General features: G+C 41.2%; 10 protein-coding genes. 1 reads left to right on the top strand and 9 read right to left on the bottom strand.

Annotated elements, in window-relative coordinates; translation table 11 throughout:
- The first annotated feature begins 79 nt into the window (after nt 1-79).
- Nucleotides 80-733 carry a PAQR family membrane homeostasis protein TrhA gene (trhA, locus tag CO692_RS13920; protein ID WP_086292773.1) on the top strand — a complete coding sequence of 218 codons (654 nt, stop codon included), beginning with the start codon at nt 80-82 and terminating at the stop codon, nt 731-733.
- 61 nt (nt 734-794) lie between these two features.
- Here trhA and CO692_RS13915 read toward each other — a convergent pair whose 3' ends face one another.
- The 9 genes from CO692_RS13915 to CO692_RS13875 form a co-directional block, all read right to left on the bottom strand.
- On the bottom strand, nt 795-1,283 hold the full coding sequence (locus tag CO692_RS13915) for a dihydrofolate reductase (protein ID WP_096742489.1): 489 nt from the start codon (nt 1,281-1,283) through the stop codon (nt 795-797).
- Nucleotides 1,284-1,288: 5 nt separating this feature from the next.
- Nucleotides 1,289-2,035, bottom strand: a complete 747-nt coding sequence (locus CO692_RS13910) for a hypothetical protein (protein ID WP_096742488.1) — start codon at nt 2,033-2,035, stop codon at nt 1,289-1,291.
- 43 nt (nt 2,036-2,078) lie between these two features.
- A complete protein-coding gene (locus tag CO692_RS13905; RefSeq protein ID WP_096742487.1) occupies nt 2,079-3,026 on the bottom strand; it encodes a thymidylate synthase in 948 nt (315 codons plus the stop codon).
- A gap of 17 nt (nt 3,027-3,043) precedes the next feature.
- Nucleotides 3,044-4,951, bottom strand: a complete 1,908-nt coding sequence (locus CO692_RS13900; RefSeq protein ID WP_096742486.1) for an ABC-F family ATP-binding cassette domain-containing protein — start codon at nt 4,949-4,951, stop codon at nt 3,044-3,046.
- Nucleotides 4,952-5,153: 202 nt separating this feature from the next.
- Nucleotides 5,154-7,190 (bottom strand): cation:proton antiporter, encoded by a 2,037-nt coding sequence (locus tag CO692_RS13895; RefSeq protein ID WP_096742485.1) that lies wholly within the window; start codon nt 7,188-7,190, stop codon nt 5,154-5,156.
- A gap of 3 nt (nt 7,191-7,193) precedes the next feature.
- Nucleotides 7,194-7,475: a hypothetical protein gene (locus tag CO692_RS13890; RefSeq protein ID WP_008379625.1), complete on the bottom strand. Its 282-nt coding sequence runs from the start codon at nt 7,473-7,475 to the stop codon at nt 7,194-7,196.
- Between the two features lie 190 nt (nt 7,476-7,665).
- Nucleotides 7,666-9,786 (bottom strand): peptidoglycan D,D-transpeptidase FtsI family protein, encoded by a 2,121-nt coding sequence (locus tag CO692_RS13885; RefSeq protein WP_096742484.1) that lies wholly within the window; start codon nt 9,784-9,786, stop codon nt 7,666-7,668.
- Between the two features lie 311 nt (nt 9,787-10,097).
- Entirely contained in the window at nt 10,098-11,126 is a 1,029-nt protein-coding gene (locus tag CO692_RS13880; protein WP_096742483.1) for an LCP family protein, read from the bottom strand.
- Between the two features lie 173 nt (nt 11,127-11,299).
- The gene (locus CO692_RS13875) at nt 11,300-12,109 is read right to left on the bottom strand and encodes an ABC transporter permease (protein ID WP_096742482.1); all 810 of its coding nucleotides are present in this window, start codon (nt 12,107-12,109) and stop codon (nt 11,300-11,302) included.
- Between the last annotated feature and the right edge of the window lie 12 nt (nt 12,110-12,121).

The following is a 12,121-nucleotide window of genomic DNA, read 5'->3' as shown; positions in this document are numbered from 1 at the left end:
AACCACAGACCATTTATACTAAGTATAACAGAGAGAAAATTTTTTTTCATCTAATTTCGATTCGAAAGGACGGTGCCGAATGCAGCACATGAAGTTTAGTCGCAGATATTTGATCGTCAATGAAGTATTAAATGCAGTAACCCACGGGATCGGATTAGGACTGAGTATCGCAGGACTGGTCATTCTCTTAATCAAGGGGGCAAATCTTGGGTCACCTATCCACATCGTTTCCTATGCCATATATGGGTCGATGATGATTTTGCTCTTCCTCTTTTCTACCTTATTTCACAGTTTGATTTTTACCAAAGCAAAAAAGGTCTTCCAAGTCTTTGATCATGCCTCCATTTTCTTGCTGATCGCTGGAAGCTATACTCCTTTTTGTTTGCTTAGTATCCAAGGCTGGCTTGGCTGGTCACTCTTCGTCTTGATTTGGCTACTCGCAATTAGCGGCATCGTTTATAAGTCACTGACTCTTCATAAAAAAGAGACCGTCTCTAAAATTTCCACCCTGATCTACATCATCATGGGCTGGCTATGTGTCGTCGCCTTTAAACCCCTGATCGAACATTTAGGCTATTGGGGAACATTTTTACTAGCAAGCGGTGGTGTTTCTTATACTGTGGGTGCGCTATTCTATAGTTTAAAATCCGTTCGATTCATGCATGTGGTTTGGCACTTATTCGTTATGTTAGGTGCTGGACTAATGTACTTCTCTGTCTTGTTTTATACCTAAACAGTAAGTGCGATTAAATAAAAGATTAGGGAACCTTCATTAGAAAAAGATCCCTGATCTTTTATTTTTTATGATAAAACTCGAATCGATGAGGATAATGGTTTTTTTCATCGATGATCCCATCGACCACATGATCAAGTTTCCATTGCGTCCAATCAATCTCTGGGAAATACACATCTCCGTTAAACTCCGCATCGATCACTGTACGGTACAATTGATCACAATCGTCAATCATCGCTTCAAAAACACCCGCTCCACCAGTTAAAAAAACAGGATGCTTTTGCTGCTTCACATACGTCAAAATTTCCTCACGGTCATGCATCACCAAGGCACCGTTGGCTTGATAATCTCGATCACTTGTCAAAACGATCGTCGTCCGTTGTGGCAACAATCTTTTTCCCATGCCTTCAAAGGTTTTGCGCCCCATAATGATTGTATTATTGATGGTTTGCTCTTTAAAAAATTTCAAATCATTGGGTAAATGCCACGGCAGTGTGCCATCCGCTCCGATCAACCCCTTTTGATCTTGTGCCCAAAGTGCGATCAACATAAATATTACATCCCTTCTGTATAAAATGATTCAGAAATATCCGCAGCGACTTGCAGTCGCTGCATCAGCTGAAAAGCCGATTCATGCTCAAATGGATCTTTGTTGCGCTCATCAAAGCGCAAGCCATCACAGGCTTGGTAAACAATTGTGCCGCCACTTCTTTGGACATTTCTTGGCCATTCTCCATCGTTTAAACGCGCGTTGTTGTTTTTCAGCAAGGTCGGTATCAGGGAGATCGGAAAGAGAGCACTGCCAGCTGCGACATCAATTTCTTCTATTTGAAAAAAGTCGGCGGCGATCTCGTTGATCAAGCACTCCGTTCTTTGCCACGTTTGCGGATGACTCGCAAATGCCCTTGCAGTTCGTCCTAGGATACAATACGTATTCTCTGGTAATGGCTGTTTGCTTATTGCCACAAGTTCTTCTGGGTACGTCTCTATCCACGTCACTAGGCGATCAAAATCACAAATATGCAATGAATCCAGCATTGGTAGGTTGTGCTGTGCAGCAAAAACAAGCCTTCTGCGGGCATCTGCCGCTCCTTTTGCTGGTATAAAAATGGCAGTGCACTGCTGATTTGACCGAATGGCTTCTTTTAGCTCCGGCACCGTTTCTTCGGATACGGATAGCCAAACTGCATCATAGTGCTGATCCAAGAAATCAATGACTTGCTCAATGAGCACTGCATTAATCGATCCAGCATGTCTCTGATGAAAGGTCGCCGCAAAGCCTCGTTTGTGGGTATTTTCCATTACGCCTCATTCCTTTCTTTATGAAATGAAACCAAACAACCACTTAAACTGCAATCGGCGCTTTGATCGTTGGATGCGGATCATACCCAACCAGCGTAATATCTTCCATTTCAAAATCGAAGATTGATTGTTTTTCAGGATTTAGCTGTAAGGTTGGCGCAGGACGCACTGTTCGAGTCAATTGTTCTTTCATTTGTTCCATATGATTGCTATAAAGATGAGCATCGCCTAATGTATGGACAAAATCTCCAACTTCTAGTCCAGTTTCATGAGCAATCAGGTGCGTCAATAGCGCATAACTAGCAATATTGAAGGGAACACCTAAAAAGACATCGGCACTGCGTTGATACAACTGACAGCTTAAGCGCCCATTATGAACATAAAATTGAAACATTGTGTGACAAGGCGGCAACGCCATCGTCGGTACATCTTCTGGATTCCAAGCAGAGACGATCAAACGACGAGAGTCTGGCGTTGTTTTGATCATGTCGATCACTTCTTTGATTTGATCGATAAACCCACCCGTACTTTTTTCCCAATGCCGCCATTGGTACCCATAAACATGACCCAAATCGCCGAAAGTTTCAGCGAAAGTATCATCGGCTAAGATTTTTTCACAAAACTGTTTCAACTCATGTTGGTACTGTTCATTGAAAGCTTCATCCACTAAGGAACGGCGACCAAAATCCGTCATATCAGGACCTGTATAAGCATCACTTTTAATATAGCGTTCAAACGCCCATTCATCCCAAATGTGGTTATTATGCTCTAGCAGATAACGAATGTTGGTATCTCCTTTTAGAAACCATAATAATTCACTTTTGATCAAACCAAAAGGAACTCTCTTGGTTGTCAACAATGGAAAGCCTTGGGACAGGTCAAAACGCATTTGGTGACCAAAGACACTGCGCGTTCCCGTTCCTGTACGGTCGCTTTTATCATTGCCTTCTGTTAAAATCTTTTTTCCTAGCTCTAAATATGCTTGTTCCATCGTTTTTCTCCTTTACTCTAGACAAATTCGCTCAAATATTCCCAACGATCCATTTTTTCTGCCAGTTGCGTTTCAACCTCGCTGATTTCTTGCTGTAATTTTTGGAGCTTCGTAAAGTCCGCACCTTGATGATTCATTTCTTCAGTTAAAGCGGCTGCTTTTTCTTCTAATGCCGCAATATCATCCTCAATCGTCGCCCACTCTTTTTGTTCCATATAACTCAGTTTCTTTTTGATAGGCGCTGCAGCAGTCTCCTCACTTTCAGCAGAAAGGGAATCGGATTTTGTTTCTTTTGGCTCTAGTACACTCGAACTAGCTTTATTGGTATTGGCTGCTAGGTACTCATTAATGGAACCAAAGTAGGACTTAATCCGGCCGTCTCCTTCGAAGATCAGCAATTTTTGGGCAACTTTATCTAAAAAGTAACGGTCATGGGAAACAGTGATGACTGCACCTGGAAATGTTTCCAAATAATTTTCCAAAATCGTCAAGGTATCAATATCCAAATCGTTGGTCGGTTCATCTAACAAGAGAACATTTGGCTGTCCAATCAATAGCTTGAGTAAAAATAGTCGTCGTTTTTCCCCGCCAGACAGCTTGCCGATCTTGGTGCCATGCATGGATCGCGGAAACAAAAACTGTTCCAGCATTTCTGCGACACTGACTTGGGAGCCGTCCACTTTTTGCACTTCCTCCGCTGCTTCTTGCAAATAAGCAATCATTCGCTGATCAGGGTTCATCGCTTCAATCGTTTGCGTATAATAAGCCATTTTCACCGTCACGCCCATCGTACGCTCCCCTTCTTCTAAAGGCAGGCGACCAGCTAAAATATTGAGCAACGTTGATTTACCCGCACCGTTTTCTCCTGTGATCCCTAAGCGTTCTCTTGATTGAATCAACAAATCGAAGTGAGACAAAATCGTTTTATTTTCAATCTGGAAACTCGCATCTTTTAGTTCTAGGACCTGTTTACCTAAGCGTGTCGTAGCAACATCAATGGCCACTTCGCCGTTCCGTTTTACTTGATGTAGGTTTTCTTTTAAATCATCGAAACGATCGATCCGGGCCTGTTGTTTCGTTGTACGGGCTTTTGCTCCAGTACGAATCCAAGCCAACTCATGTTTGTACAACTGCTTGCGCTTGTCTTCTTGCGTCTCCTCCACACGTTCTCGTTCTGCTCGAGCATGAAGATACGTCTCGTAATTGCCTTGATATTCATGCAACTTGCCAAAGGATAATTCGAAAATCCGATTAACGACTCGATCCAAAAAGTAGCGATCGTGGGTCACCATCAGTAACGCACCCCGATAATTCTTTAAATAGCCTTCCAACCATTGGATCGCATCATAATCTAAGTGGTTAGTCGGTTCATCCAATAACAACAGGTCTGGTTCATCGATCAATACTTGAGCCATAGCCACTCGTTTCTTTTGACCTCCAGATAACTCACTGACCTTTTTCTCTAACTCCCTGATCCCAAGCTTTTGTAAAATAATCTTGGCAGTTGTATCTGTATTCCAAGCATCAGCCTTATTCATCGCTTCTTCTGCCAACTGATAATTCCGTTGCGTTTGTTGATCCATACCATTATTTTCTAAAGCAATCAGCGCTTTTTCATAGTCACGAACAACGCGAATCAGCGGACTGGTGCCTTGAAAAACAGCATCTACAACAGATAATTCTTCTTGTAACTGATTGTCTTGAGCCAAGAAACCGATGCGATAATCTTGGGCGGCAAATACCGTTTGGCGATCGCCATCTCCGCGATCCAAACCGGCTAAGATCCGTAACAAACTTGATTTCCCCGTGCCATTGACACCGATCAAACCGATCCGATCTTTTTCATGTATCAGAAAAGAAAGCTGATCAAACAGTGTTTTTTCACCGTAAGTTTTGGTTAATTCACTTACTTTTAATTCTTTCACAGAATCCCTCCTGAGTTTTTTCTTCGCTCATTGTACCACATTTCATCAACGGAGACAATGAGAGAAAAAATTCAATTTTTGTAAAAAAGAATGCCTTCGTCAGTTTATTCCCTTGGATGATCCATGTTGATCACCTACGGGGAATAACCTGACGAAGACACTCCATAAAACGTGCATCACTTCATGCACCTTTTGAGACATATTATCGGCGGAACATTCGCTGTTTCGGCTGTTCTTCTGCTCGAGACATCGCATACGATTCTAACAGATTGACATTGCGTCGATATTCATTCGCAGAAATCGTCGATATTTTTTCAGCCACTTCATATTCATCGATCGTCTTGCGCTCGAGATAATAGCCCCAAAGGACTTTCTTGACAAAAATCGGCTCTTGCTCGATCATGATCGTTTCAATGAAATTGCTATGTTCAAACCGTTTGATGCTCATTTCTCGTTGACGAATAAAGAAATTGATCAACGAGGAATCATAGACATCTTCTAAATTGCTCAAACTGTGAAAAATGTATTCGCTGTTTTTTAAGTAGATTTTTTGTACTTCAGAAATGTCTCGTTGTTTCAAGGCATCTTTCAGTTGCTGCCGTCGCTGTAAAAACAAACGAGGATGGATCAATACACGAATAAAGCGCTGAATAAAGAAGAGCCAAAAACTAAAAAATGAGAGAATTTGTTTTGCGAGGGAATGCTGTTGCTGAGAAATAAACCGTGAATAAAAACGATAGCCATTTAGACTGACTTTCCCATTTCGATAGGCTTCATCCAAGCCATCTTGTTCGATCGACAAGATCAACCCTTGAATTTCTTGGATTTCTTGTTTTTCTGAATCTGTCAAACTATTGCGATACAATTCCCAACGGCGATTTTCATAGGAATTGATGACAGCATCAATCGCTAAGCGACCTTTATCAGAAAGCTCTTGTTTTTCTTCTGCTTCCAATTGTTCGATGACGTCTTCTAAGATCAGCAAGTGATTGAAGTCGACACTTTCGGCAGCTTCACCATCTGCCAAATAAGGCAAGACCATCACGCTGATGATCAATGTCAGCAAAATCACACAGGCGGTCAAAAACAAGAGCAAGCTCCGTTCCTGAAACGGTGTCTCATGCACCATCACCGGTAAAATAAAGATGGCTGCCAAACTGACTGTTCCCTTGACGCCACCAAAGGTCAACAAGGCGACTTGATTCATAGACACTTGTTTTTTTGATTGTAAGAACCAATAATAAAATAGTAAAAAGAGAAAACGAACGAGGAAAATCACCGTTGTGACGACTAAAATCGTGATAACTAGATGCCAGTTTGCATAGTTTTTGCTTTCCCAGATCGGTGAGAAGACTTGTGACAACTCGATCCCTAGAAAGAGAAACACTAATGCGTTCAATGTAAAGACTATGGTCGACCACGTGCTTTCCGAAATGTTCGCCAACTCTGCATCAAACAACGAGATTCGCCGTTTTCTTTGGGATTGGGCTACACCTGCCACAACGGCTGCGATAATCCCTGAGACTCCGATCATTTCTGCCAGCAAATAGGCAGCAAATGGCAAGAGTAGTTCAATCAATAAGTATACTGTGACATCTTGTGCCGAGATTTTTTCAATAAAACGTAAAATCCGGCGTTTCAGCCACACAATCAAGTAACCGATAAGTCCGCCGCCGATACTAGAGAAAAGGAGTTGGAAACCTGCGTTGGCTGCTGAAAAACTCCCGGTGGTCAAAGCTACGATAGCAAACTGTAATGCGGTAACCCCCGAAGCATCATTCAGTAAGCCCTCGCCTTCCAGAATATGCATAATATTTTTGGAAATTTTCAAACGTTTTGCTAATGAAGAGACTGCCACCGCATCAGTTGGTCCTAAAGCAGCCCCAAAAGCGAAGCAAGCAGCCAGAGGAATCGTCGGCATTAGCCAATGGAGGGTTCCGCCGACCGCAAACAGCGTCATTAACACGCCACCAAAAGCCAAAAATAGCACGATCTTGCTGTTTTTTAAGATTTCCGGAACGTCTGCCCGCTCCCCTTCACGAAATAGCAATGGACCAATGATCATTACTAAGAACATTTCTGGCTCAAAGGCGATCTCTTGGCCCATCTCTGTAAGACCTAATAAAATTCCTAAAATAATTTGAATAAAAAAGATCGGTACCGAGGGCAATATTTTGCTCGCCACATTTGATAATGTGACAAGAATTGCAATGATAATGACGAGTTCAATAAATTCCATCCATTACCCTCTTTTCTTTCTGATTGCTAATAACAGCTCAAGAAAATCTTCTTTTTTCAAAAGGATCTTATCGTTTAGAAGACCTAACTCCTTTTCGTTATTTTCAATCTCACATTGGACACGTCGTGATTCCAAGCGATATAAATCGTGTTTCATTCGTTCAAATTTTCGGAAAAGCAATGGATTTTTCCGTTGCAAATAATCCCGAATCTCCTTTTTTTCAGCTGGTGTAAATTGTCCCAACTGTTTCATTAACTCTTGTTTACTTAAACATTCCTTGTTCATAATTACGTTTTTTACCCCTTTTATCATCAGTTTATCTTTTTATTTAACGTGCAAATCAAAATTATCTCTTGACCGCTAGTATTCTAAGCCAATCATTCAAAAATAGCAAGTCTTTCTCACTAAATGTTGGTTTTCTATCAGTTTTCTTATAAAACAAAAAAACCGCAGTCTTCACTGCGATTTTTTATGCTTATTTCATATATAAGTCGTAGTAAGCATCCATGATTTCTTTGGCGATTTGAATATTTGGATGGGTATCTGTGTCGCCTTTTAATTGAGGCATTACGATCGCGATGGCAATATCCGCATCGCTGCTAGGTCCGTATGCCACGATATTCAAGTTTACTAAGCTGATCGTGTTACCGTTACTATCCACGATCGGTGTCTCGGCAGTCCCTGTTTTAGCAGACACTTCCATTTTCGCAGAGGCCAAGCCTTTGGCAGTTGCCCACGCATCCGTTCCATGAACTGCATCATAAAATCCATTTTGAACAATTTGCATTTGAGCATCTGTTAAACCAACTTCGTTCAATACCGTTGGTTCGATCTCTTCAATCAGTGAGCCAAGACCGCCAGTTTCATCATTGCCGTAAATGCCGTCGACGATGTGAGGCTGCAATCTTTTGCCACCATTAGCAACAGTTGCTGCATATTGTGCCAGTTGCAACGTCGTATAGGTATCAAACTGACCAAAAGCCAAGTCAAGGATCTTCCCACCATCACTGACCGGGTCCATGTTATCGATCGATGTGCTGATACCAGTCGCTTCTCCCGGTAAATCGATCCCAGTTTCAGTTCCCATACCAAAAGAGGCAAAAGACGAACGTAGTTTTTCATAGACATCCCCTTGACGATCCACTGTTGGAATCGAGATACCTGACTGATAATTGATGCCCATCAAACGTAAAGCGACTTGCATCATATAGGAGTTAGAAGAAACTTCCAACGCCTGCTCCGCAGAAAGGTTACGATTATTTGCCCCAGTTGGGTTGAAAATTGAGGCTTTCACATCGGAGCCAATTCTGATTGGTTGATCCAATAACACTTCATTGCCGTTTAAGACCCCATTTTCCCAGCCGGCAGCCAAAGTCCCTGCTTTGACAACGGACCCTGGTACAAAGGAATTAATGAAGGTACCAATGGCATTTTCCTGCAATTCATTTGAACCTGTGTCATGATGATAACCAGACATTGACAAAACGCCGCCGGTTTTTGGATTTAACGCCACTGCGTAAACCCCTGGAGAATATTCAGCTGCGCCAGAATCAATCAGTTCTTGGAAATTTTCTTGCAAAATTTTGTCAACTTTCGCCTGAAACTCAGCATCCAATGTTAGAACAAGGTTATCCCCTTTTGCCCCAGCAAAGGTTTCTTTCTGACTTTCAATATTATTATTGTTATCAAGGGAGATCTCGGAAATGGATTTTGTGCCTTGTAAGACTTCTTCATACTGCTGCTCTAAATAACTACGTCCAACGCGATCATTACGAGCATAGCCTTTTTCTAAAAATTCGTCTAGAACTTCTTCCGGAATTCCTTGTTCTTCACTGGTCACCGTTCCGATCAAACTAGCCAGAGAACTTCCTTCAACGATCTTTCGTGTCCAATCGGTACCGGTGGAGATTCCCGGTAAATCGACCATGTTCTCAGCAACAATAGCTAATTCACGGTCAGACACATCCGACGTCTTAATAAAGACCGTACTCAAAGATTGGGCGCTATTCATCCGCTTAAAAATCGTGGCTGCTTCTAATTCGGCATCAGAAAAATTGATTTCATCTTCTGTCACTTTCTCAACGGTTGCCGCATATTGTTCAGAAGTACCTAAAGAACGCTCTTCATCACTCAATCGGTCAGTTGCTGCTTCAAGATTGTCTTCATCTGCCAGCCAAAAATCCTTAAGATCTCGATCAGACAAGTTTTTGTCCACAGGAACTTCGATCAACTCGCTCAATTTTTTGGCCGTTTCTAACAGATCTTGAGCGGTCATTTTGTTTCCGCGGGTAAATGTGATTGCCGCATTGGCTTGATTTTCCACCAGCGCTTTTCCAGAAGCGTCATAGATCATTCCCCGTGGGGCGCTTCCTTTGACTTCCACTACAGATGAAGCTTTCAACTGCTGCTCAATATTGTCGCCATTGACGATCTGTAGATAGCCTAATTGAACGATCAAAGATACAAACAAAGCAAAAATAATAAAAAACAAAAAGTTCAATCGAAATGGAACATGAGATTTGCGATACGATTTAGCCTTTGGTTCTTCTGGCCCCTTACGTATCCCTTGGACAACTTTATCTTTCAAATTCTTCATCTCATCTATCCTTCCAATCTATAATGACTACTGTCCTATTTTACCAAAAAATTCGATTCGAAACAGAAAAAACAAAAAATATCCATTAATCCTTAGAAAAAACTATAAAAATTGGAGTCATTCCGAGTAAATGTTTCACAGTTTGATTGTTTCATTTTCATTCTTTCATGAAAAAATTGTTTTTTTAAGCTTTCTTATGTTTTTTCATTTGATGATCTCGTGAAACAAGATTCCCCCTGGTACTTTTGTGGAAAACTAAAAGCAGGAGGACTTTCGGTCACCCTGCTTTTTTAGGCTTCTAAAGATACTAGCTACTCCCCAGTTGTTGAATTTTCTTCTGAGAAGGTCAAACTGTCGTCGTATAACTGATAATTAGGCGATCCGTTAGTATATTCATCGCCTTGGGTCAAACCCTCGTTCGTCGGAAGCTGCAACTGCTCCTTTAACAAATTTTGCGTATGCAACAACTGATTCGTCCCCAATAACTGATAATACACTCCACCAATCAGTTGCCCTTCTCCTTGGAGTTGCTCTTGTTTGATGGTCGTAAAAGCAGGAATATAATTGGTACCGATGTCCATCATATCATTCCACGTAAGATCCGTCTTCGAATTCTTTTCAACCGCTTTGAGAATCTTTTGGTAATTACTGATGCCATCCAGACTCATAACTTTTTGAAGAATTTTCGTAACCACTTCTCTTTGCCGTCTTTGGCGACCGATATCCCCTTCCGGATCTTGTTTGCGCATCCTTGCATAAGCCAAACCTGTTTTCCCATCTAAGGTGATTCGCCCTTCAGGGACATGAACACCTTCTAAAGTAAAATCGATAGCATTTGTCACCTCGATACCTCCAACTGCATCGATCAGATCCCGCATCCCTTGCATATTGATCGTCACATAGTGATCAATAGGAATGTCCAAGAGATTTTCAACAGAGTCCATGGCCATAGCCTCCCCACCGAAAGCATAGGCATGATTCAGCTTATCGATCGTATTGTAACCAACGATTTGTGTGTAAATATCTCGATCAAGGCTAATGATCGTTGACTGTTTTTTTTCAGGATTGACCGTCACCACCATCATACTATCCGAGCGACCTTGCTCGGTTCGACCTAATGCCCCAGTGTCGATTCCCATCAGCAAAATGGAAAACGGATCTCGATCTTCAATGCTGATCGCCTCCTCTCGTTTGTCTGTTTTCCGATCAACAGCGTGAGAGATTTGATTAAACGTGGCATTTGTCTCTTGATAAACCTGCATCCCGTAGATCGTTACTCCAATGATTCCAACCACTAACACGATTAAAATACTTAAAATTACCTTTTGATATCTCCGCATCTTACACCTCACCAATAAAAATTCACTCATCAAATAAATTTTCCCACAAAACGCATCTTTCAGCAATCGCTATCATGAATCAACTTCATATTTAATGCTTCCGTAACTTCTTTGAAATAAACAAAAATAAGGTGTCCCCTCTAAGTTAGAGGGGACACCGCAAATAGTCTTTTTTAAATATAATCCACAAAACGAGCGCGGAACTTCATATGCAAATGACTTCCTAGAATAAGAAGCATCAAAGTTAGACACCAGAAGATAAGTGTATAAGTTGTTTTTTCCCAAACCCATGCACGGGAAAGAAAAGCATCACGAAATCCTTCGATTAGATAGTATATTGGATTCAAGTGTAGTATTTTAATTAGCCAATCTGGCAAATTACGATTATTGATATTCCAAATAGGTCCTGAAACATAGAATAATAAACGTAGAACTGATTGTAAGAAAATATGATAATCACGTATCAGTACTGTTATTGTGGCGTTCAATAAACCAAATGCAAATAAGAAAACAATCATCGCAAGAAAGTAATAAACAAATTGTAACCAATAGATACTTGGTGTCACACCAGCTATGAATAATGAACCTACCACGATTGCCACCATAGGGATGTAGGATGACAAATTACTTATAATATTGATCGATGGTAGGATACTGACTGGAAACTTCATTTTCGCTACCATTCCAACTTGTCGGTGTATACTGTTTGATGCTCCTAAAATTGATGCACTAATATAAAACCATGCTGTGATCCCAATCAACATCCAGATAATAAATGGCACCCCGTCAACATTTCCATTTTTGTTAACACCTAGACCAAATACCAAGTAATAGATACCTACTTGAATAGCGGGATTTAAAATCTGCCAAGCTAGCCCTAAATAGTGACTTTGATATGTCGCTTTATCTTCATAACGGGACATCCGAAAAATAATCCCCGCATTTTTAAATTGTTCTTTTATAACTGCAGCAATCTCTTTCACAAACTTCTTCCT

It is taken from the genome of Enterococcus sp. FDAARGOS_375 (genome assembly GCF_002393265.1).
In the GTDB taxonomy this organism is placed as follows: domain Bacteria; phylum Bacillota; class Bacilli; order Lactobacillales; family Enterococcaceae; genus Enterococcus_D; species Enterococcus_D innesii.
This window is presented reverse-complemented; position numbering and strand designations above follow the sequence as displayed.

Coding starts and splice junctions, on each gene's coding strand:
- trhA (WP_086292773.1), top strand. CDS start 80: ATGCAGCACATGAAGTTTAGTCGCAGATATTTGATCGTCAATGAAGTA.
- CO692_RS13915 (WP_096742489.1), bottom strand. CDS start 1,283: ATGTTGATCGCACTTTGGGCACAAGATCAAAAGGGGTTGATCGGAGCG.
- CO692_RS13910 (WP_096742488.1), bottom strand. CDS start 2,035: ATGGAAAATACCCACAAACGAGGCTTTGCGGCGACCTTTCATCAGAGA.
- CO692_RS13905 (WP_096742487.1), bottom strand. CDS start 3,026: ATGGAACAAGCATATTTAGAGCTAGGAAAAAAGATTTTAACAGAAGGC.
- CO692_RS13895 (WP_096742485.1), bottom strand. CDS start 7,190: ATGGAATTTATTGAACTCGTCATTATCATTGCAATTCTTGTCACATTA.
- CO692_RS13890 (WP_008379625.1), bottom strand. CDS start 7,475: ATGAACAAGGAATGTTTAAGTAAACAAGAGTTAATGAAACAGTTGGGA.
- CO692_RS13885 (WP_096742484.1), bottom strand. CDS start 9,786: ATGAAGAATTTGAAAGATAAAGTTGTCCAAGGGATACGTAAGGGGCCA.
- CO692_RS13880 (WP_096742483.1), bottom strand. CDS start 11,126: ATGCGGAGATATCAAAAGGTAATTTTAAGTATTTTAATCGTGTTAGTG.